Below are 21,541 nucleotides of genomic sequence, written 5' to 3'. Positions count from 1 at the left end.
CAGCCAGGGTCAGTCTTCGCCAATGATCTGCCCGGCAAGCTCCGCGAATGCGCGAAGGCGGTCCATCTGCCGCATGTCGTGGTGGTAGCCCATCCAGATGTCACGCCCGGGCGGCGCCTGGCCAACGTCTAGCCGCCTGAGCGCGGGGCTCTGATCTCCCAGCGCGCGCGGCAGTACGCAAATGCCAAGGCCAAGGGCGCACATCCGGGCTTGCACGGTTCGGCTGCTGCTGGTGAAAACCACCCGCGCCTGCGGGTACAAACCTCGCAGCCAGACGACGTCAGGGTAATGGGATTGCGCGGTGTCCATGGTGATTAGCCCGACGCCCTCACCGTGCGCGTCCGGAGAGAACGGCTGCTGCGCGCCCACGTATAGACCGTAGTTCAGCGTGGTCAAGCGGCGCTGGACGATGTCCGGCTCGGTGAAAGGGACGATCCGAAACGCGATGTCCGCTTCCCTGCGTGTCAGGTCGGACAGCCGTTGTCCGGCAATCAGTTCGGGCACGATCAGGGGGTGGCGCCGGAGCAGTTCGGCCAGTACTGGCCCAAGCACATAGCCGGCAAACCAGTCCGCCGAGGAGATCCGCAGAAGGCCTTCGAACTGATCACTTTCGCCGGCGATGCGCCGTTCGATCGTCAGCGCGCTGCGCTCCATCTCCTGGGCCAGCTCGAAGATGCGCTCACCGCTGTCGGTCAACACCAGGCCGGTTGACGTACGACGAAAGAACACCTCGCCACTGGTCTGTTCCAGCACATGCAGGCGCCGCCCGACGGTGGGGTGGCTGACGCCCAACAGCTTTGCAGCGGCCCCCAGTGAACCGCCGCGGGCGACGGCCAGAAAGACGCGCAGGTCATTCCAGTCCATGGCGTACCTCGTACAAAAGTGAACGCCGAAGATGCAGCAATGGCAGTCCCTAAGCAACTGCACGGCTCGCACAATGGCGCCTCGAGCAAAACAGCCATAGGCAGAGGGGCATTGATGAACATCGGGTTTATCGGAGTGGGGACCATGGGGCGGGTGATGACCCTGCGGCTGATGGCGGCAGGTCATCGCGTGAGTGCCTGGAACCGTAGCCCTCATGCGCTGGCAGATCTTGAGGGCGTGATCGCACTGACTGACCCCGCGCTGGCTTTTAAGCAAGAAGTGGTCATCAGCATGCTCGCCGATGATCGGGCGGTGCGACAGGTGTTGCTGTCTTCCGATGCGCTGGCGCGTGCCGGCAAGGGCTGCGTTCACATTGTGATGTCAACGCTGTCACCTGCCTTGATCAATGAACTGCAAGCCAGTCACGAGCAGGCAGGCATCGAGTTGGTCGCGGCCCCGATGTTCGGGGTGCCGACGGTCGTGGCTCAGGGTGAGGCGAACATCCTCGCGTCCGGCGCTGCCGACGCAATCGAGAAGATCCAGCCGCTGCTGGATGTGCTCGGAAAGAAGACCTGGCGGATGGGCGACCGGCCTGTGCAGGCCTGCATCGCCAAGATCGCCGGCAACATGATGATCACCCAGGCCATTGAATCCCTGAGCGAAGCGACACGCCTGGTAGAGGCCTACGGTCTACCCCCTTCGGCGTTCGTTGAAACCGTCACTCAAACCCTGTTCGCCTGCCCGAGTTACCAGCGCTATGGGCATTACGTCGCCAACCGCGTGCACGAGCCCGGCTTCAAGCTGTCCCTGGGCCTGAAAGATGTGGACTTGGCGCTGAGGGCCGCCGAAGCCGTTGCCCTGGAGCTGCCTGCCGCAAGGGTGGTACGCGCGGGCATGTCAGCGGCGATCACCCAGGGCCTGGGCGATCGAGACTGGTCCGCCTTCGCCACCATCGAGCAACCCCGCCCGTTGGACACTCAACCGATACGCTACCGAGGAAACACCATGACCATTGAAATGCTCGCTGCGCGGCTTGAAGCGCTGGAAAGCCGCGCGGCGATCGAATCGCTCATTTCCGGCTACGCCAACGCCTACGACCTGATGGACATCGACCTGTTGCGCAGCCTCTGGCACCCTGACGCGACGCTGGAACTACCGGATTTCGGCGTTGGACGAAACCTTGAAGAGATCGCCGCCATGGCGCACACCAGTTGGATCAAGTTGCCGCACATGCATCACTGGATGTCCAATCCCATGATTCACATCCAGGGGACGATGGCGACCGCAACCGTCGCGGCGGACTGCCTCTTTCATGATCGCGAAAAGGGTCCGGTACAGGTCAGCGGCCTTTACCACGACCGTTTCGAGCGTCGCGACGATCAGTGGCGATTCAGCGCCCGTCGTTTCGAATTGCACTTCCTGACACCGCTGCCCAACTGGGCGCCGATCGCGGGTTCGGAAACGTTCGAGCGCGTCTGAAACCGCTCTGCCTGAACAGCGCATCACGCCTCGCAGCGGCGATGCGCTCCTCGATTGATTGACCCCTTCTTATCCGATCGCAGCGCCGCCGTTGCGTATGGAGGTTTACCCATGTCCGTGAAGGATACGTTGTCGCCTGAACCGCGACGCTGGGCGATGTTTTTGATTCTGCTGGTCGGTGCCTTTCTGCCGCCGCTGGACTTTTTTATCGTCAACGTCGCGCTGCCATCGATCAGGCAGGACTTGAGTGCCGGCCCTTCCGCTGAGCAACTGGTCATCTCCGCCTATGCCGGGCTCTATGCGGTGACCCTGATCACCGGTGGAAGGCTCGGCGACATCTATGGCCGTGGTCGTGTTTTTTTCATCGGCCTGACCGGCTTTGCGGGGGCGTCATTGCTGTGCGGGCTGGCCTGGTCGCCCTGGTCGCTGATCGCAGGACGCGTATTGCAGGGCATAACAGCCGCCGTGATGGCGCCGCAGGCACTGGCATCGGTGCAGGCCATCTTCCCGGATTCGGAAAAGCCCCTCGCGCTCAGTCTGTACGGTGCGGTGTTCGGACTGGCGTCGGTCATCGGGCAGGCATTGGGCGGGATTCTGATTTCGCTGAACCTGTTCGGCTTGGGCTGGCGAGTCATTTTCCTCGTCAACCTGCCAGTTGCCGCGCTGGTTGTGCTGTTCGGCATACCCGTACTCAAAGAGATCCGCGCACGAAACCCCATCAAACTGGATCTGGGTGGCGTGACCCTTTCGATCCTGACCCTGGCCGCGCTGATCGTGCCGCTGATCAAAGGGCGAGAAGCAGGATGGCCGCTGTGGGCCTGGGTTTCATTGATGGCAGTGCCGCTGTTGGCGTGGATGTTCTGGCGCTACGAAGCGCGACTGAGTGATGCCGGCGGCTCGCCACTGCTGGATCCCCACGCTTTGAATGTTCCGGGATTGGGTCGCGCACTCGTCATCGCGCTGCTGTTTTACACGATCGCGCCGTTTTTCCTGCTGTTCTCGATCTACTTGCAAGGCGCGCTCGGCACATCGGCACTGAGCGCGGGGCTGGTGTTTCTGCCTTTCGGCGCCGGATTTCTGCTCGGGCCGCTCTTGGCGCCCGCCTGCAAACGGGCGCTCGGGGTGTACGTCAATGCAACAGGTATGGGCCTGGAGTCGGCCGGCTTTATCGGCATGATGTGGCTGCTCAGTGCGACGCCGGCCGGCGTGTACCCGGCGCCGGCACTGCTTGCTGCCCTGCTCTTCATGATCGGTTTCGGGCAGGGACTCGGGCTACCCACCCTCATGCAGATGGTGACAGGCCGCGTGGCACCGGTGCATTCAGGGATGATCGCCGGGGTCGCCAGCTCGACGTTGCAAATCAGCACAGCGTTGAGCGTTGCAGTGATCGGCGGGGTGTTCTACGCGATCCTGGATGGACGCACTGACCCGGCGGCCATCACTCACGCATTTACCATCGCGCTGTCGTGCATCGCGCTCTGCCTGGGCGCCGGGGTGCTGCTGAGTATCACGCTGGTGCGCGAGCCGGCGTTGCCCGACGGGAAAAACGCCGCCCGGTCAACCGGTTAAGCGGCGCAAATCTTAATGAGCCCCAGCCACTTGCCCGGCAGCCCTTTCGCCCGACACAAACCCATGGGCCCGTGCGCGGAACGCAATCCCCAGACTGACCAGCAGCACCAGCACCATCACCCACGCGAAGGCCCCCGCGCCCCAGTGACCGAGGAGCACGCCACCCAGAAGCCCGCCGCCGGCAATCGCGCTGTTCCAGACGACCACGTTCATCGACAGGGCAACGTCGGCGCCCTCACCTGCTGCGTCAGCCAGCGCGGTTTGCAGCAGTGTGGCGGCGCCGCCGAAGGTCAGGCCCCAGACGAAGACACCGAGGTAAATCGCCGTGGCAGAGGCCGAGAATATCCCGAAGAACACCGAAACCCCGGCGAAGGTGGCGAGGCTCAGCAACACTGCGGTGCGAAGATGACGATCGACGAGACGCCCCCCGACCCAGATGCCCATCAGTGCGGCAACGCCGAACACCAGCAGCACCAGATCGACATGGGCACCCAACCCGGCCAGGGAAACAAAGGGCGCGACGTAGGTGTAGAGAATATTGTGGGCGAGCATCCAGGTCAGCACCACGCCGAGCACGGGACGCACGCCCGGCGTGAACAGGACCTGACGCAGCGGCATGCGCTGCGAGGACGATTGACCCGGGTAGTCCGGCACCTTGATCAGTACCCAGGCGATCAACACCAGGGTCAGTCCGGACATCACGGCAAACGACATCCGCCAGCCAATCACTCCGCCCAGCCAGGTGCCGAGGGGTACGCCCAGTGACAATGCGATTGGCGTCCCCACCATCGCCACTGCCATGGCGCGGCCCTGTGAAGCGGGCTCGACCATGCGCCGCGCGTAGCCGCCAATGAGGCTCCAGGCCAGTCCCGCTGAAACCCCTGCGAAAAATCGCGCAATCAGGGTCAGCCAGTACACCGAAGACAGCGCCGTGATGGAATTGAACAGCAGAAACCCGATGACGGTGAGCAGCAGCACCGATCTGCGCCGCCAACCGCGCGTGGCAATGGTCAGCGGGATGGCGGCCAGCAACGATCCCAAGGCGTACACCGTGACCATCTGCCCTGCCAGTGACGACGATATGCCAAGGCCCTCGCCTATCTCCGGCAACAACCCCGCCGGCAGCGTCTCCGTGACGATGCAGATAAATCCGGTCATCGCCAGCGCCAGCAGCGCCCCATACGGCAGCTTTGTGGCCTTTCCCTCATGGGTCATCGTTCGATCCTCCGACTAATATACTGATCGGTAGCAATCTAAAGAGCCCAAGCCGGGTAGTCAATCACTTATGTATCGACTAGTATTTATCTGACATGAAAGGAGGGTCATATGGCTCAGATGGGACGACCGCGCACGTTCGACCGTGATGTGGCAATCACCCAGGCGCTGCATCTGTTTTGGGAACATGGCTATGACGCAACGTCACTCAGCCAGCTCAAGGCGAGCATCGGCGGCGGCATTACCGCGCCGAGCTTCTACGCGGCGTTTGGCTCAAAGCAGGCGCTGTTCAATGAAGTCATGCAGCGCTACCTGAACACCCATGGACGCGTGACCGACAGTCTGTTCGACACCGCCCTTGCCCCCAGGGAAGCGATCGAGCGCACGCTGCGGTGCTCGGCAAAAATGCAGTGCGAGGCGGGTCATCCCAAGGGCTGCCTGGTGTCACTGGGTTTTCTGAGCGCATCCACCGAAGAAAGCAAAACCATTTCCCAGCCGCTGGCGGATGCGCGAGCCTTGAACCGTGCCGCGATTGTCGCGTGCATCGAACGAGCCATCGCCGCGGGAGAACTGCCCGCAACGGTGGCGCCAGCCGCGCTTGCCACGGTGTTCGACAGCTTCATGCTGGGCATGTCGGTACTGGCCCGCGACGGCGCGACGTTTGAAACACTGGACGCTGCAATTACGCACGTCATGGGCGTGTGGGACGGGCTGCGCATCGACGCTCCGATGAAAGACCCGGCTGCGATTTGATCCCTGGCAATCCCTGGGTGTGCTCTCCCGCTCAGGGTTAACCGAAACGCGCCAGTGCCGCATCAATGAATCGGCGCAGCTTGGCCGTTCGCTGCCGGCTGCCGGTGTACAGCATATGCAGGGGCCGACTCGGCGCCTCATAGTCAGGCAACACTCGAACCAGCTCGCCGCTGCGCAAGGCGGGCTCCAGGAATATCAGCGGGCCGAGCACGATGCCGAAACCGTCCAGCGCGGCCGAGAGCAGCGCGCGGCTTTCGTTGACCCTCAATCGACTCGCCACCTGAACCCGCTCCACCTTTGACCCTTTGCAGAAGACCCACTCGCGGTCAGTCGGCCGCGACCACCAGGCATACCCCAGACACTCATGATTGCTCAGGTCCTGCGGACATTGCGGCACGCCGCGTTCGGCCAGATAGCCAGGCGCTGCGCAAGCGACCAGTTGATAAGGCGCCAACGGCCGGGCGGTGAGGCTGGACACCTCCAGCGGGCCGATCCTGAACGCGATGTCGAACCCCTCCTCCACCAGATCAACGAAGCGATCGGTCAGCTGCAGATCGATTTCAATCTCGGGGTGCAGCCGCAGGAATGTCGTGACGAAGGGCATCAGGCGAGAGGAGCCGAAGGTGATGGGCGCGCTGATTTTCAGCTTGCCGCGCGGGGTGTCGTTCATCATCTCCCCAAGGGAGTCAGCCGCCTTCGTTTCACTGAGAATGTGTCTGCAACGCTCCAGATACGCCTGGCCCAGTTCGGTCAGGCTCTGGCGCCGCGTGGTGCGGTTCAGCAGTCGCGCGCCGAGTCGATGCTCGAGCGCGGCAACGTGCTTTGCGACCATCTGCGGCGACAACTCCAGACGCTCGGCCGCTTTGGCGTAGGAGCCGCATTCCGCCGCCATGACAAAGGCTTCCATGCTGCTCAGACGGTCCATGATTCAACACTCCTGGTAGCGAGACTAAGTGCCCGATGATTATTTATCTGCTGCTGGTTCGCAATCATCATGGCCGCTTCCAGCACACCATCGGAGTCATCACATGCGCATTGGCATCATCGGAGCAGGCATTATCGGGCAGGCAGTGGCGCAACGGTTCATCGCGGCAGGCCATGAAGTCATGCTCAGCAATTCACGTGGCCCACAGACACTGAACGACCTGCTCGTCCAGATACCCGGCGTTCAGGTCGGCACGATCGAAGACGCTGCTGCCTTCGGCGATGTGGTCCTCGTGGCCATTCCCTTCAACCGCTACCCAACCCTGCCGGCCGAATGGCTTGCGGGCAAAACGGTGCTGGACGCCAACAACTACTACCCCGACCGAGACGGCCCTGTCCCGGCGCTGGACAGGTTTGAGACCACCACCAGCAGGCTGATCGCCGAGCATTTGCCTGGCGCCAGAGTGGTCAAGGTGTTCAACGCGATCCTGGCCGATGACCTTGACCGCGATGCTCGCCCGAATACGGCACACGACCGACGCGCACTGCCGGTGGCCGCCGATGACGCTGGGGCGAAGACGCTGGCCATACAGCTGCTGGATGAGGTGGGATTCGACGCGGTCGACGCCGGCAATCTTGACGAGAGCTGGCGATTCGAACGGGCCAAGCCGGCTTACTGCATTCCATTGAACAAGGAGGCGCTGAAGGCCGCGCTGGCCACGGCTGAGAGGCATGTTGAATTGGCACACGGATCCTGGCGACACTGACGCGAGACGCTCGCCAAGCCAAGTGTATCAACGGGCGTGGCGTGCGCGAGCAAGTGAGTGAGTATTGAGACTTACTGGGCCGGATGCGCCTTCAGCCACTTCTTCATCTGGGTAATCTCCGCCGCCTGGGCCGCCACGATCTTGCGCGCCAGTTCCAGCATCTCCGGATCCTTGCCGTACTTGAGCTGGATCTTCGCCATCTCCACCGCGCCTTCGTGGTGCGGCAGCATGCCGGCCGCAAACGCCACATCGGGGTCGTCGCTCATCATGCCGTGGTGCATGTCGTCTTTCATGGCGCCCATCGATTGCTGGTAAGCCTCATGCATCTCTTTGACGTCTTCCGCCTTGTCGGCCCTGACGGCAGTGACGGAAAGCAGAACAATGACGCTGACAACGGCGGCAATCTTTTTCATGACGAAGCATCCTGGATGAGGGTAGAGACGAAGGCGTCAGGCTAGACCTTTCCATTGCGGCAAGGTCAAGCGCATTCTCCAATGCCGTTTTACGCTGTGCGCTCAAAGCCCGAAGGCGTCCTTGAGCAGCGCCGAAAGCTGTTTGGGTTTACGCCCCAGAACGTCTTCGAGGTCGGTGCTGGTCTGGTCGAAGGCGCCCCCTTCGATGGCCGAGTACCAGCCGGCGATAAATCGGGCGACGTGTGGCGGCCAGCCTTCACGCTTACGGGCCTGGACGAAGGCCGCCGACGAAATCGGCTCATAGGCGATCGCCTTGCCAGTGAGGTCGGACAACGCGTTGGCGATGTCAGCCAAGGACCAGGGGCTGCCGCTGTTCAGCAGATAACTGCGATTGCCATGCGCGTTCTGCCTGAGCAGGACGGCACCGGCTTCAGCCAGCTCCTGATAACAGGCCAGTGCAATTCTGCCGTTGCCGGCGGGCGCGGCGAAGCCTGCATTGATCGCGTTGGCGCCGATGAACATGGGCAGGTCGTTGGCGTACAACGGATGCCGCAGCACGGTGTACGCCAGGCCTGACTGCATCAGCAATTGTTCAGTGGCGATGTCGCTGTCGGTGACGCCTTCGATCGGAAACTGCACGTCGTCCAGCCGCTGGATGGCGGTGTACATCATGTGGTCGACGCCGGCGCGGCGTGCGGCATTAATGACGTTCTTGTGCTGAGCGACGCGGTCGGTGAAGGCCACGGCCGAAACCATGTAAACCTTTTCGATACCCTGGAAGGCATTTACCAAGGCGTCGTCATCCGTGTAATCGCCGTAACGCACCTCGACGCCCCGCGCGGTCAAAGCCTGCGCTTTGCCCGGATCCCGTGCCAGCCCCACGACGTCGCCGGCGTCACCCCGTTGCAAAAGCGCATTCACGACTGCATTGCCCAGTCGGCCCGTAGCCCCTGTTACCAGAATCTTGCCCATTGGAATTCACCTTTTGGCGTTGAGAGAGCGCTCACTGTGCACGCTCACAAGCGGATGAATTAGTCCGGCATGGGTAGAATCAGCTTCAACCAAACGTTGGAGACCCTCATGGAAACCTTGGGCAATCTGGAGTCGTTCGTGCGTGCTGCACAATTCAGAAGTTTCTCCGAGGCCGCCCGGCGTATGGGCGTTTCTGCGGCAGCGGTGAGCAAGAACGTGGCGCGTCTTGAAAGCAATCTGGGCACCCGGCTGTTTCAGCGCAACACCCGCAGCCTGACCCTGACCGAAGCAGGCGATGCCTTCTACGCGCAGGTCGCCGACAGCCTGGAGACCATTCAGGCGGCGGTCGCGCAGGTGGGTGACAATCGCAATGTCCCGGCCGGTCGCCTGCGGGTCAATGTGGCGCCCTCCTTCGCCTACGACTACTTGCTGCCGTTGCTCAAGCCCTTCAAGGAAAAATACCCGGCCGTCATCCCCGACTGGCACCTGACGCTGGCCCGCGCTGACTTGGTCGGCGACGGATTCGACGTGGCCATCGGCGGCGGCATGGAGCTGTCCCCCGGTGTAGTCGCGCGGGAACTGGCGAAGCTGCATCTGGTGGCCGTGGCCTCACCCGACTGGCTTGAAGGCCGCAAGCTGCCGCAAACCCCAGCGGATCTGCAGGGGCAACCGGGGGTGGTCACGCGCTCGACCGACACCGGCAGATTGCGCGCCTGGACCCTGCGCAGTGCTGCGGGTGAAACCTTTGATCTGACACTCGACCCGGCCGCGATCATGAACGACCCCGAAGCCCTGTGCGGTTGCGCGCGAATGGGCATGGGCGCAGCGCTGGTGCCGATGGAGCGCGCCTGGCCCTGGCTGCAGACCGGTGAACTGGTGCGGCTGCTGCCTGAGTGGTACGTGGACCTGGGTTCGGTCTCTGTCTACTATTCCGCCCGTAAAGCCTTGCCCGCCAAGACGCGGGTGTTCGTGGACTTTCTGGTCGAGCATTTTCGCACCACGATGGGCAGCCGATTTCGAGGCGGCTGAGCCGGCTTAGGGCCCCCGGCCCTGGCTCGGCAGAGGTCACCGCCGCCGACTGCATTGCGTCGCGGAACTGATTGATTCCATCGAATCCCAACCGCTCGGTTCCCGATCCCGCTGGCAGAACAATGGCAGACGTCCTCGTATGGGGAACTGAAAGAGGGTTACCAAGTGACGCCCGGGGCTGCTACCCCTCATTGGTAATTATCCAGTTTCAGACGGTCCATTAGCCCGCGCTTTAGCGCGCTGGTCGTCTGCATTTCACACTTTACGGTCCTGAACAAATAGCCTCTCGCAGTCTGTTCCGCCAAGACCGCATGACAGTCGTCGATCCGAGCCACCCAGGCATCGCGAGTCCAACCGGGTATTGCACAATCTCTGGGATGGAGGTGGAAAGATGAGAAAAACAGGGTTTCCTGAAGCGCTCCCTCCCCATGGCGCACGTTATATTCAAGAAAATACATCGCAATAGTGGCGGTGAGGGTGGACCCCGCGAAGATAACTGAGCAAATGCCCCCTACCCGCCTGGCGAATCATTCCCGGTGCCGGAACCTTTGTCTTGCCGCCCGAGTCTTTTCTGGAAGCCGAATTGCATTCTGCCAGCATGCAGCGTAAAACGCTGGCCGCCGATACTGCTGGATCAGCCGGCGCGCGCAGTACCGGATGGCGCATGACGCCCCTCCGACCTCAGGTCATCACGTTTACGTTTGCAGGTGGACACTTGAAGCATTTGACCCGGGAAGCCCTTGAGGCTGAAGTCATGCAGTTGCGGTCGGCATTAAAGACAAGTGAAGCCCTGAGGCTGGCAAGCCTCGACACCGGCACACCATCGAGCGCCGTCGCGGATGCCGACGACCCCAGGGCTGATCGCGCAGCCGAAGAGGTGGCCGAGCAGGCGATCAAAGACGCGCAAACGCGCTACCGCCTCGCGGTCAAAGCCACCAACGATGCGATCTGGGACTGGGACCTTAAAGAAAACCACGTCCTGTGGAATGACGCGCTGCAACGGGTCTACGGGCATCCGCTCGCCACGGGTGCAACAACCGGCGACTGGTGGATCGCACAGATTCATCCCGACGACAGGCACCGCATCGTCACCTCGATCCATGACGTGATAGACGGCAGGCAGACCGGCTGGAGTGACGAGTACCGATTTCGCCGGGTGGACGGCTCCTACGCCCAGGTCCTCGACCGCGGGCATGTCATCCGCGACGTTCAAGGCAACGCCTTGCGCATGATCGGCGCGATGCTGGACCTCACGCCGATCCGCGACACCGAGGCGGCACTGCGTCAAAGCGAGGAGCGTTTCAGGACCATTCTGGAAACGATCGAAGCGGCCTTCGCCATCGTTCAGGTCAAGTTCGACGCAAATGACTACCCCATTGACTATCGCTTCGTTGAAGCCAACCCGGCGTTCGAGCGTGAGGCTGGCGTCAACTTGCGCGGGAAATGGGTCAGGGAATTTGCCCCGGACCTGGAGCAATTCTGGTTCGACACCTACGGCCGCGTTGCCAAGACCCGTGTGCCGGCCACCTTCGAAAGCTACGCCAAAGCCTTCCAACGCTGGTTTGACGTGCGCGCCGTGCCCGTCGGCGATCCCGCCGAATGTCAGATTGCGATCATTTTCAACGACGTGACCGGGCGGCGTGATGCCGAAGAGCGTCTGCGCCAGAGCGAAGCCGTCGCTCGCGCCAACATCGAGCGCGTGCAGCTTGCCCTCGCGGCGGGAGCAATATTCGGCACCTGGCACTGGGACTTGCCCAGCGACAGTTTCACCGTCGACGAAGCGTTCGCCCGAGCGTTTGGCCTCGACCCGGTGTTGGGCTACGAGGGCCTCAGCCTTGAACAAGTGGCGGCAACCGTGCATCCGGAGGACCGGGCGGGCCTGATGACGGCGATCAACGAAGCCATTCGTCGCGGCGGGGCCTACGCCCATCAATACCGGGTCCGTCGGGCGGACGGCAAATACTACTGGATCGAGGCCAACGGACGCGTCAACTTCAGCGAGGAAGGCGTTCCCCTCAGTTTTCCGGGTGTCCTGATCGATGTCGAGGAGCGGCGTTCGGTCGAAGCCCAGCGCGACCTGGCCACCGCCGCCCTGCGTACGCTCAATGAAACCCTTGAACAGCGCGTGGCAGAACGCACCGCGGCGTTGATGCAGACCGAGGAAAAGCTGCGCCAGTCACAGAAAATGGAGGCCGTGGGGCAACTCACGGGCGGCCTTGCCCACGATTTCAATAACTTGCTTGCGGGCATCTCGGGCTCCCTGGAGTTGTTGAGTGCGCGGTTTGCTCAAGGCCGCCTCACGGATGTCGATCGCTACCTGGCGACCGCCCAAAGCGCGACCCGGCGGGCGGCTGCCCTGACTCACCGCCTGCTGGCGTTCTCCCGTCGCCAGACGCTGGATCCTCGGCCCACCGAGGTGAATGCGCTGGTAGAAGGCATGACCGAGCTGATCCAGCGTACCGTCGGCCCCAGCATTGACGTGCAGACCATTGCCTCGCCTGATCGCTGTGTTGCGCTGGTCGATGCGAGTCAGCTTGAAAACGCACTGCTGAATCTTTGCATCAACTCCCGGGATGCGATGCACGAGGGCGGCAGCATTACCATCGAAACCGGTCATCAAGTCGTGGAGGCCGGGGACGCCGCAACGCTGGAAGTGACTGAGGGCGAATACCTGACCCTTAGCGTGACCGACACCGGAACCGGTATGCCTGCGAGCATCGTGGCGAAGGCGTTCGACCCCTTCTTCACCACCAAACCCATCGGCCAGGGGACGGGTCTGGGGCTGTCAATGATCTACGGTTTCGCCAAGCAATCCGGCGGGCAGGTTCGCATCACGTCTGTGGTTGGACAAGGCACCACCCTGTGCATCTATCTGCCGCGCTACCACGGGAATGCCGGCTGCCATGAAGCGCACCTGCCGGATCCCGCCACTCAGACTGCAGGCATTGGTGAAACGATTCTGGTTGTGGACGATGAACCCACGGTGCGCATGCTGGTGACTGAGGTGCTGGGCGAGCTTGGCTATTCCGTCATGGAGGCAGCGGACAGTGCCAGCGGGCTGAAACTGCTTCGCTCGGACGTGCGAGTGGACATGCTCGTCACCGATGTCGGTTTGCCCGGCGGGATGAACGGACGTCAGATGGCGGATGCGGCGCGTGAACTGCGCCCGGGACTGAGGACGCTGTTCATCACCGGCTACGCGGAAAGCGCAGCCATCGGTGCGAACCAGCTGGCGCCCGGCATGCATGTGCTGACCAAGCCCTTTGCCATTGACACACTGGCAGCGCGTGTCCGTGAGCTGATCAACACGCCGGTCTGATATTCAGTCCGGCGGCATTACCCCTCGAAGACCCGAAGACGGCCACACCTCACTGTTTTTCCGAGACACGGCCCATGCCCGTCGTCAGATTTGAAACCTGGCGCGGCATGGGACGGATTTGTTTCGCTTCCAGAGATTGACAGCCTGCTAAAACGCTCGCTATACCTACAGCGTTGTACGACAACAGACGATCACAACCGATAACCCCAATAATAAAAAGTGATGCCATGATCCCGAACGAGTCTACCCACCCGCAGAGCATTACCCAGGCGGCCACCCGGTCCGTGGGCAAATACCGCTGGACAATCTGCGCGCTGCTGTTTTTCGCAACCACAGTCAATTACCTCGACCGTCAGGTGCTCAGCCTGCTGGCACCGGAGCTGTCCACGACGTTTGGCTGGAGCAACACCGACTATGCCAACATCGCCTCGGTGTTCCAGTTCGTCTATGCCATCTCGATGATTTTCGCCGGTCGTCTTGTCGACAGGATTGGCACCAAAACCGCTTTCGTGGTGGCCATCAGTATCTGGTCCACCGGCGCGGTCATGCACGCGTTTGCGGTGCCACTGGGACAAGGCATTGGCGCGATCACCACCGCCCTGGGATTCGCCGCCATTCCGGTGTCCATTGCAGGGTTCATGCTGTCGCGGGCCGTGCTGGCGGTTGGCGAGGCCGGCAACTTTCCTATTGCGATCAAAGCGGTCGCCGAATACTTCCCGAAAAAAGAACGCTCGTTTGCCACTGGCATCTTCAACTCCGGCGCCAACGTTGGCGCGATCACGGCGCCCATTTGCGTGCCACTGATCGCGGCATTCTGGGGCTGGGAATCAGCGTTCATCGTGGTCGGCCTGCTGGGGTTCGTCTGGCTGGGCGTGTGGATTTCGCTGTATGAAAAACCAAGTCAGCAAAAACGCCTGACGGCCGAGGAACTGGCCTACATCCGCAGCGATGAGGTCGAGCCAGTCAAGGCGACCACCCTGCCGGGCGCGCCTGCCGCCAAGGTCTCCTGGTTCAAATTACTCACCTATCGCCAGACGTGGGCCTTCGCCTTCGGCAAGTTCATGACCGACGGCGTTTGGTGGTTTTTCCTGTTCTGGCTGCCGACCTACCTGTCAGCGCAGTACGGGATGAAAGGCCAGGCCATCGTGCTGCCGCTGTTCGTGCTCTACAGCATGACCATGGTCGGCAGCATTGGCGGCGGCTGGTTCCCGAGCTACTTCATGGCGCGCGGTGACAAGCCCTATGACGGCCGCATGAAAGCCATGCTGGTGATCGCGCTGTTCCCGCTGGTGGTGCTGCTGGCGCAACCGTTCGGCTACATCAGCTTTTGGGTGCCCGTCCTGTTGATCGGCATCGGCGCGTCCGCTCACCAGGCGTGGTCCTGCAACATCTTCACCACCGTCTCCGACATGTTTCCGCAGAAAACCGTGGCGTCGGTGGTCGGCATCGGTGGCATGGCGGGCGGCCTGGGCGGCGTGGTCATGACCAAGATCGGCGGCTGGGTGTTCGACTACTACAAGTCGATCAACGACATTCACACCGGCTACATGATCATGTTCGCGATCTGCGCCCTCGCCTACCTGGTGGCGTGGAGTGTGATGAAGACGCTGGTACCGCGCCACAAAGAGATCACTGATCTTTAACCTGCCGGACGAAGCCAGGCCCCGGTGTACGCCTGGGCTGAGGCAATAATGTGGGACCGGCTTTAGCCGGAAAAGCGTCAGGCGCCACACCGCAAAAATGACCGCGCGTGCACTGGCCTCTTCCCGGCTGAAGCCGGTCCTACGAAACCGCGTGAGGTCAGTGAGATTGAGCGTGAACTCGACTGTGGGACCGGCTTGAGCCGGCAAGGCGTCAGGCGACACACTGCAAAAGTGATGGCGCTTGTACTGGCCTGTTCCCGGCTGAAGCCGGTCCTACGAAACCGCGTGAGGTCAGTGAGATTGACCGTGAACTTGAATGTGGGACCGGCTTTAGCCGGGAAAGCGTCAGGCGCCACACCGCAAAAATGCGGGTGATTTCACTGGCCTCTTCCCGGCTGAAGCCGGTCCCACTGCACAGGTGCAGGACGAATGATTCCGGCATTTCCCGAGATCAGAAAATACTGTCGACCACCCCGCCATCCACCCGCAGTGCCGCACCGGTGGTTGACGACGCCTGCTCGGAGCTGACGTAGATGATCATGTTGGCGATCTCGTCCACATGGGAGGCGCGCCGGATGATCGACGAGCCGCGATGGGCGACGACGAAATCCGCCGCCACTTGCTCCAGACTTTTCCCCGAGCTCTCTACTTCAGGCTTGAGCATCTCGGCGACGCCTTCTGACAGCGTCGGCCCGGGCAGGACCGAGTTCACCGTCACGCCGGTGCCGGCCAGGCGCTTGGCCAGGCCTCGGGAGATCGCCAGTTGCGCGGTTTTGCTGAAGCCGTAATGGATCATGTCGGACGGAATATTGATCGCCGACTCCGACGAGATGAACACGATTCGCCCCCACCCACGCTCAACCATGCCCGGCGCGTACGCCCGGGAAATGCGCACGCCGGACATCACGTTGGTGTCGAAGAACCGCTGCCACTCGCTGTCGGGGATTTCAAAGAAATCCTGCGGGTTGAAGATGCCCATGTTGTTGATGACGACGTCGAAGTCAGGGTGTTGCGCCAGCAACTGCTGGCAGGCGCCCTCCTCGCTTAAATCGCCGGCAAAACCGGTAGCGTTCTCCGCCAATGGGCCCAGCCGTTGCAACGCCGCGTCGACACTGCCCTGACTTCGGCCGTTGATCACGACGTGCCCGCCGGCCTCAAGAAAACCCTTGGCGGCGGCGAAGCCAATGCCGCTGGTGGAGCCGGTGACCAGAATGTGACGGCCCGTAAAGTCGATTTTCATCTCATTAACCTCTGCAGTGCACTGAGTAGAAAGGACGTTTCTGTACAACGTTTGAACCCGCAGTAAAGAGGCAAATGACGACAACCGCGAGCCATTGTCATTTTTCGCGTCGGACGGGTCAGCTGCCCACGATAAGTTGCCCCTCAACGCCCTGTTCGACAGCGACGTCCCGTCGTGATTGATCCAGCAGGTCGTTCAGCGCAGCGTGCAGCTTTTGCAGAGCCCCTTCCTTATCCACCCACCAGTCGGTGGACCACAGTCTCAGCAGATTCCAGCCCAGACCGGTGAGAATCGCCCCGCGGACTTTGTCCCGGTCCCGGGCAGTGGCCGCGCTGTGATACGTGGCACCGTCGCACTCGACACCCGCCAGGTAATCGCCGGGGCGATCCGGGTGAACGATGCCCAGATCGATGCGGAACCGTGACACGCCGATCTGCGGAACGACCTGCCAGCCCAGACGCCTCAGTCCGTCGGCAACGGCTTCTTCAAACGGCGAGTCATAACCGCCCACCGAGCCTTGAACCGCCTCGGCCAACGCCTTCGGCCCACGCTGGGCAAATTCGATGAAGTGCTTCAGATCGCGCACGGCCCGCGCATTGGTGCGGTTGAGGTCGATCATTGACGGATCGAACGAGGTGAACACCAGCATTTCCCGCCGGGACCGGGTGATGGCGACGTTGAGGCGGCGCCATCCACCGTCCTTGTTGAGCGGGCCGAAGTTCATCGACATCACCGGCGCGCCGGGTTCGGTGGGGCCATAACCAATGCCGAGCATGATCAGGTCGCGCTCGTCGCCTTGGACCGTTTCCAGGTTTTTGACCACTACCGGCTCGGTCTGGGTGTCCTGGAAGAACGGCTCGATCTGCGGGTATTGCTTGCGCGCAGCGTCCAGCAGGTCGTTGATCAGCTTCTGCTGATCCGAGTTGAGGGTGATGATGCCGATGGAATACCCCGCCGCCACGAACGCAGGGTCGGTGAGGCGCTTGACGGTTTCATCGACGATGGCCTGGGCTTCGGCCTGGTTGTAACGCCCCTTGCCTTTCGCATACACGCCCTCGACCTTGCGCCACTCAACCGCACTGGCGCGGGTTTCCGCCGCCGGGAAAGTGATCAGGTTGCTGTCGTAGTAACGGTGGTTGGAGAAGGCAATCAGGCTTTCATGACGACTGCGGTAGTGCCAGCTCAGACTGTGGCTCGGCACCCCTGCCCCCAGGCATTCGTCGAGGATGCTTTCCATGTCTTCGGCGGTGTCGTCGTCACCGGCGTTCGGCCCACGGTTAAAGAAATTGGTCGGCGGCATCTGCCGGGGGTCACCGGCGATGATCACCTGCTTGCCCCGGGCAATCGAACCGATGGCGTCCCACGGCGCGATTTGCGACGCTTCGTCGAAGATCACCAGATCGAACGGCGGCTGATCGGCGGGCAGAAACTGCGCAATCGACAACGGGCTCATGAGCATGCAAGGGGCCAGGCAATTCAGCGCATCGCCCATCTCGATCGCCAGTTGCCGGACCGGTTTGTGCCGGCGCGACTTCTGCAACTCGTGCTTGAGAATCGCAAAGCCGCTGCTTTTGGGGATGTCGTTCTTGGAAGGAGTCAGGCCGCAGAGTTTGGCGCGGATATAGCGCACCGTCAGCTTCGCCAGTTGGTCGTCCAGGCGCACGAAAGTGCTGATGTCGCTCATGTGCTCGGCCGTGACGAAATTACGCAGCAACGGTTCGCCGTCGATGCCCTGGGTCGCGAACCAATGGGCATAGGCCGTGACGAAGGTCTCCTCGGTAGCAGGCGGCAACAGGCTGCCGACTTCCAGCGCCTCGGCCAGACGGGCAAGGCCTGCTTGCGCCCCTTGTTCGCGCACCCGGCACCAGTCGCACCACGCCTTGAGCTGTTCTTCCTGCTGCTGGATGGCGAGTGACGTCGCCCTAAGTGTCGCCACGCTTGGGGGCACTTCAGTACTTGTGCGCGCCAGCCCGGTGAACAACCCCGTGGACGCCTCAACGCGGGACAACGCCTGTTGCAAGGTCGAGCAGGCGGAGGCGAGTTGTCCATTCGACGCCAACATGTCGTTCGCGTCGATCACCAGACGCGCAACCGCGCCGCGCAAGGCAACCAGGTGTTCGGGGGATTCGGCCAACCCGATCAGCGTTTTGCGCAAATGCTCGGCCAGTGTCACGGCCTGCAGCGTACGCACCGGGTCGCTCTTCAGGCCTTGCCAGCCAGGAATCGATTGCATGTCGCTGGCCAACCTGTCCAGCTCCACGAGCTGAGCCTGGAGGCGCTCAAAAATGGCGAGGTCGCCGACGGTATCCGGCAGGCCCGCCGCGCCCCCCAAGGACGCGAGTTTCTTCGCGACCTTTTTCTTGGCGAGCGTCCCCAGGAACCAAAACTTGCCCTCGGCTTCCTGCCATTCATTGCGCATTTGCGCGACCGGCACACGACGGCACGCTTCATCGGCGTAATCCAGGGACAGGGTTTCTTCAAGCTCCCGATAGCTCTCGATCAATTGGCAACTGCGCCGGGCCGCTTCGATGCGCGCGGCAGCATCGGGTGCAAAGGCAAATGACAGGTTCAGGCCGTGGGATTCAAGAATCAGGGCAGCCAGGTCATTCAACTGCTGGACCTGCGCCACTTCAGCGACCGGCAACGGCACGTGGGTCAGACCCAGAAGCCGCTCGCTGGCGGCATTCAACTGATCAAGGGCGTGAGGGATCTCGCGGGCAACGCTGGCGATCTGTGCCTGCCAGGCGTTCGACCATTGCGTCTGCGCCAGGGCGCCGAACTTGCCTGACAGGTCGCGGGCGGCGCTGCCGTTGAGTCCCAGGCGACGGGCGAGATCCAGCAACCCGGCGTACTCGGTTCCATCGTGTTGCGTGCCCGTTTCCCAGCCTAGCCTTGGCGTCTGAGGGCTGTGGTCGCGAACCACCCGACCGATGGACTGATGCAGGGTCAGGCCGTTATCCCAGCGTCGGTGCAGCACATCGACCAGTTGGTTGAGCCGTGAGCGAAGGGTCTGCAACCGGGCGGCTTCACGTTCCCATTCTTCGGCGCTCAGGGCCTCACTCACGTCCCAGGCGCGGTCCAGTTGCTTGAGCACTTCAACCTTGGACGCCTTGCTGGAATGCAGCTCCAGACAGAATTCGCCAAGGCCCTTCTCGGCCAGGCGACGAAACACCACGTCAAGGGCGGCGCGTTTCTCTGCCACGAACAGCACACGCCGGCCGAGGGCCAGGTTGTGGGCGATCATGTTGGCGATGGTCTGGGATTTGCCGGTGCCGGGTGGCCCGTCCATGACGAAACTGTGGGTGTTGGCCGACGCCACCACCGCGGCCACTTGCGACGAGTCGGCCGGCAAGGGGGCGAACAGCTGCGCAGGCGTCACTGTCGCATCCAGACGCTCGGGCCGGGGGAATTCGGCGGAACCGGCAAAGCCTTCTCCTGCGGCGTCCGGGTCCAGCAGATGCTTGACCAAGGGGCTCTGCAGCAGCTGCGCCGCGTTGGCGTTCAGGTCTTTCCACATCAGGTATTTGGCGAACGAAAAGGTGCCCAACACCAGTTCGGTGCTCACCTCGAAACCGGGAATATCGCGCACAGCCCGGCGCACAGTGTTCCAGATGCCGGCCACATCAATGCCGCTGCCATCGCTGGGCAGCTCACCGTCCAGCCCGGGAATCACCAGTTCGAAATCGTGGCGCAGCAATTCAAGCAAAGTCAGGTTGAAACGCGGCTCCTCGTCGAGGAGGCTAAGTGTGACCCCGGACATGGCGCTTTTGCGCTCGAGTTTCACCGGCAGCAAAACCAGCGGGGCGGAATAGGTTTTCGGGTCTTCGGCGCTTTTCTTCCATTTCAGGAAGCCGATGGCCAGGAACAGCGTGTTGGCGCCGCCTTCCTCCAGATCGCTGCGGGCCTTGCGGAACAGGTCGATCAGGGTGGCTTCCAGCTTGACCTTCTCCAGACTGGCAAGGACTTCGCCGCGTGCCAGTGCCTGACGGGCCACTTCGTCGACCAGACTTTCGTTGTTCTGCTGTTCATACAGGGCCTCATCGCGGCCGCTGCTTTTCAGATCAGGGACGGCCACCACGCGGATGCGCTGGCCGCTGGAGAGCAGGTCTTCAAGGGCCGCCGGATCAGGGCACAGCAGACGCACACCCTTGGCGCTGTCCGGCAGGTGCAGCAGACGGTTGCGCGTGGTCAGGTCGAGCAGCTTGCGTTGCCAAAGCGTCAGCTTTCCCGCAGGGCCCTCGGCGTCTTCATCGATCTCGACATCGAAGCCCGGCAGCGACGGCGCTTCCTCCAGCCCTTCCGCCACGGGCGGTGCTGCGTCCATCCCATCGACTGCACCGACGGCTGACACCAGCGCCATCGGACGAATCTTCTGCATCCGCGCGCGATGCACATCGATGGCCATGATGAATTGCTCATCGTTGAGCTCCCGTTCAGCGGCGGCCACCGCCCGGGAAAAACTCGGCGCAGGCATCTGAGTCGCCAAGGTTGTCTCGAACACCAGCATTTCTTTCAGATCGAGACGCTTGCGCACGGCCGATGCTTCATCGGTCAGCAACTGGGAAAACTCCTGAGGCTGCAGCCAGACGCCAGCGAATGCGTGCCCCTTGGTCATGACCAGCAGGGCATTGAGTCCGGCCTGCTCCAGCGCGGCCGCAAACAGCAGCGCGGTATCGAGACAGGTTGCCACGCCGTTTTCCAGCACCACGCTCGGCGGTCTGATCTTCTGGCCTTGTTGCTCGAAGCTCGCCGGTGGCAACGCATAGCTCAGTTGAAAGCTGCACACCGCCGACCAGATGGCCGAAGCCAGCTCCCAGGTGCGCGTGCGGGATTTGCTTTCGTAGCCGTCGATGCCGTCTTTCTTGCCGGCCCGGCGCAGGACCTGTGAAGCGGCCTTGAGCACCCGGTCTACCGCAGGGTCATTGGGCATGCAAAACGCGGCGAGCAGTTCCGGCATGGCGCTCAAGCCGCCCCATTCGGTCCGGGCAAGCAGCTGGGTGGGGACGCGCTGCTCGACGAGCACGTTCTCGCCCTGGGACACGCGCATCACCACGTCGGCGTTCAGGCTTTCCGTCAGGCCGGCCAGGTAAGCGGCGTTCAGCTTGATGTCGCGATCGGAAATGCTGAGGCGATCACCGGGGTGGATACGGTCAATGTTCCAGCTTCGGCTTTCTACGAAATCCGGGTCGGTGCTCAGCGTCAGCACCAGGTCTTCGAGGGTGGTTTCTTCCTGGTTCCAGAGGCTCAATTCGCGGACAAGAGGTACGGCATTCTGGTGGGAGGCGAAGCCGATCTTGCGGGCGATCAGCGCGTCAATCTTGATGTTCATTCACAGGATCCTGAAACTACGAGCG

The 21,541-nt window shown here is 62.2% G+C and carries 14 protein-coding genes; 7 read left to right on the top strand and 7 right to left on the bottom strand.

Annotated elements, in window-relative coordinates; all coding sequences use genetic code 11:
• Positions 1-9 precede the first annotated feature (9 nt).
• Positions 10-864, bottom strand: coding sequence for a LysR family transcriptional regulator (locus FX982_RS19385; RefSeq protein WP_172612111.1), 855 nt, complete (start codon positions 862-864; stop codon positions 10-12).
• Between the two features lie 114 nt (positions 865-978).
• Between FX982_RS19385 and FX982_RS24580 the strand changes: the two genes are divergently transcribed.
• The gene (locus tag FX982_RS24580) at positions 979-2,343 is read left to right on the top strand and encodes an NAD(P)-binding domain-containing protein (RefSeq protein WP_254074825.1); all 1,365 of its coding nucleotides are present in this window, start codon (positions 979-981) and stop codon (positions 2,341-2,343) included.
• Positions 2,344-2,454: 111 nt separating this feature from the next.
• Complete coding sequence (locus FX982_RS19370) at positions 2,455-3,912, top strand: MFS transporter (protein WP_172612110.1); 1,458 nt, start codon at positions 2,455-2,457, stop codon at positions 3,910-3,912.
• A 12-nt stretch (positions 3,913-3,924) separates the two neighbouring features.
• Here FX982_RS19370 and FX982_RS19365 read toward each other — a convergent pair whose 3' ends face one another.
• On the bottom strand, positions 3,925-5,127 hold the full coding sequence (locus FX982_RS19365; RefSeq protein WP_172612109.1) for an MFS transporter: 1,203 nt from the start codon (positions 5,125-5,127) through the stop codon (positions 3,925-3,927).
• A gap of 111 nt (positions 5,128-5,238) precedes the next feature.
• Between FX982_RS19365 and FX982_RS19360 the strand changes: the two genes are divergently transcribed.
• Positions 5,239-5,880 (top strand): TetR/AcrR family transcriptional regulator, encoded by a 642-nt coding sequence (locus FX982_RS19360; protein ID WP_122625127.1) that lies wholly within the window; start codon positions 5,239-5,241, stop codon positions 5,878-5,880.
• Between the two features lie 37 nt (positions 5,881-5,917).
• Here the strand turns inward: FX982_RS19360 and FX982_RS19355 are convergent, their stop codons facing one another.
• Positions 5,918-6,805: a LysR family transcriptional regulator gene (locus FX982_RS19355; RefSeq protein WP_172612108.1), complete on the bottom strand. Its 888-nt coding sequence runs from the start codon at positions 6,803-6,805 to the stop codon at positions 5,918-5,920.
• Positions 6,806-6,908: 103 nt separating this feature from the next.
• On the opposite strand from FX982_RS19355, the gene FX982_RS19350 reads away from it, so the two are divergent.
• On the top strand, positions 6,909-7,571 hold the full coding sequence (locus FX982_RS19350) for an NADPH-dependent F420 reductase (protein ID WP_172612107.1): 663 nt from the start codon (positions 6,909-6,911) through the stop codon (positions 7,569-7,571).
• Positions 7,572-7,642: 71 nt separating this feature from the next.
• Here FX982_RS19350 and copM read toward each other — a convergent pair whose 3' ends face one another.
• The gene (gene copM / locus FX982_RS19345) at positions 7,643-7,984 is read right to left on the bottom strand and encodes a CopM family metallochaperone (protein ID WP_172612106.1); all 342 of its coding nucleotides are present in this window, start codon (positions 7,982-7,984) and stop codon (positions 7,643-7,645) included.
• A 102-nt stretch (positions 7,985-8,086) separates the two neighbouring features.
• Positions 8,087-8,956 (bottom strand): SDR family oxidoreductase, encoded by an 870-nt coding sequence (locus tag FX982_RS19340; protein ID WP_172612105.1) that lies wholly within the window; start codon positions 8,954-8,956, stop codon positions 8,087-8,089.
• Positions 8,957-9,064: 108 nt separating this feature from the next.
• Here FX982_RS19340 and FX982_RS19335 point away from each other — a divergent pair, with 108 nt between their 5' ends.
• The 3 genes from FX982_RS19335 (at position 9,065) to FX982_RS19325 (ending at position 14,947) form a co-directional block, all read left to right on the top strand.
• Positions 9,065-9,985, top strand: coding sequence for a LysR family transcriptional regulator (locus FX982_RS19335; protein ID WP_172612104.1), 921 nt, complete (start codon positions 9,065-9,067; stop codon positions 9,983-9,985).
• A gap of 664 nt (positions 9,986-10,649) precedes the next feature.
• On the top strand, positions 10,650-13,304 hold the full coding sequence (locus tag FX982_RS19330) for a hybrid sensor histidine kinase/response regulator (protein WP_254074824.1): 2,655 nt from the start codon (positions 10,650-10,652) through the stop codon (positions 13,302-13,304).
• Positions 13,305-13,531: 227 nt separating this feature from the next.
• On the top strand, positions 13,532-14,947 hold the full coding sequence (locus tag FX982_RS19325) for an MFS transporter (RefSeq protein ID WP_172612103.1): 1,416 nt from the start codon (positions 13,532-13,534) through the stop codon (positions 14,945-14,947).
• 451 nt (positions 14,948-15,398) lie between these two features.
• Here FX982_RS19325 and FX982_RS19320 read toward each other — a convergent pair whose 3' ends face one another.
• Both FX982_RS19320 and FX982_RS19315 read right to left on the bottom strand, forming a co-directional pair.
• Positions 15,399-16,187 carry an SDR family NAD(P)-dependent oxidoreductase gene (locus FX982_RS19320; RefSeq protein ID WP_172612102.1) on the bottom strand — a complete coding sequence of 263 codons (789 nt, stop codon included), beginning with the start codon at positions 16,185-16,187 and terminating at the stop codon, positions 15,399-15,401.
• A gap of 118 nt (positions 16,188-16,305) precedes the next feature.
• Positions 16,306-21,516: a DUF4011 domain-containing protein gene (locus FX982_RS19315; RefSeq protein ID WP_172612101.1), complete on the bottom strand. Its 5,211-nt coding sequence runs from the start codon at positions 21,514-21,516 to the stop codon at positions 16,306-16,308.
• Positions 21,517-21,541 lie beyond the last annotated feature (25 nt).

It is taken from the genome of Pseudomonas graminis (genome assembly GCF_013201545.1).
Classification (GTDB): domain Bacteria; phylum Pseudomonadota; class Gammaproteobacteria; order Pseudomonadales; family Pseudomonadaceae; genus Aquipseudomonas.
Note: the sequence above shows the minus strand (reverse complement) of the source record. Positions and strands in the feature narration are given on the sequence as shown.

Coding starts and splice junctions, on each gene's coding strand:
- FX982_RS19325 (WP_172612103.1), top strand. CDS start 13,532: ATGATCCCGAACGAGTCTACCCACCCGCAGAGCATTACCCAGGCGGCC.
- FX982_RS19315 (WP_172612101.1), bottom strand. CDS start 21,516: ATGAACATCAAGATTGACGCGCTGATCGCCCGCAAGATCGGCTTCGCC.
- FX982_RS19365 (WP_172612109.1), bottom strand. CDS start 5,127: ATGACCCATGAGGGAAAGGCCACAAAGCTGCCGTATGGGGCGCTGCTG.
- FX982_RS19370 (WP_172612110.1), top strand. CDS start 2,455: ATGTCCGTGAAGGATACGTTGTCGCCTGAACCGCGACGCTGGGCGATG.
- FX982_RS19350 (WP_172612107.1), top strand. CDS start 6,909: ATGCGCATTGGCATCATCGGAGCAGGCATTATCGGGCAGGCAGTGGCG.
- FX982_RS19335 (WP_172612104.1), top strand. CDS start 9,065: ATGGAAACCTTGGGCAATCTGGAGTCGTTCGTGCGTGCTGCACAATTC.
- FX982_RS19360 (WP_122625127.1), top strand. CDS start 5,239: ATGGCTCAGATGGGACGACCGCGCACGTTCGACCGTGATGTGGCAATC.
- FX982_RS19385 (WP_172612111.1), bottom strand. CDS start 864: ATGGACTGGAATGACCTGCGCGTCTTTCTGGCCGTCGCCCGCGGCGGT.
- FX982_RS19340 (WP_172612105.1), bottom strand. CDS start 8,956: ATGGGCAAGATTCTGGTAACAGGGGCTACGGGCCGACTGGGCAATGCA.
- FX982_RS24580 (WP_254074825.1), top strand. CDS start 979: ATGAACATCGGGTTTATCGGAGTGGGGACCATGGGGCGGGTGATGACC.
- FX982_RS19355 (WP_172612108.1), bottom strand. CDS start 6,805: ATGGACCGTCTGAGCAGCATGGAAGCCTTTGTCATGGCGGCGGAATGC.
- FX982_RS19320 (WP_172612102.1), bottom strand. CDS start 16,187: ATGAAAATCGACTTTACGGGCCGTCACATTCTGGTCACCGGCTCCACC.
- FX982_RS19330 (WP_254074824.1), top strand. CDS start 10,650: ATGACGCCCCTCCGACCTCAGGTCATCACGTTTACGTTTGCAGGTGGA.
- copM (WP_172612106.1), bottom strand. CDS start 7,984: ATGAAAAAGATTGCCGCCGTTGTCAGCGTCATTGTTCTGCTTTCCGTC.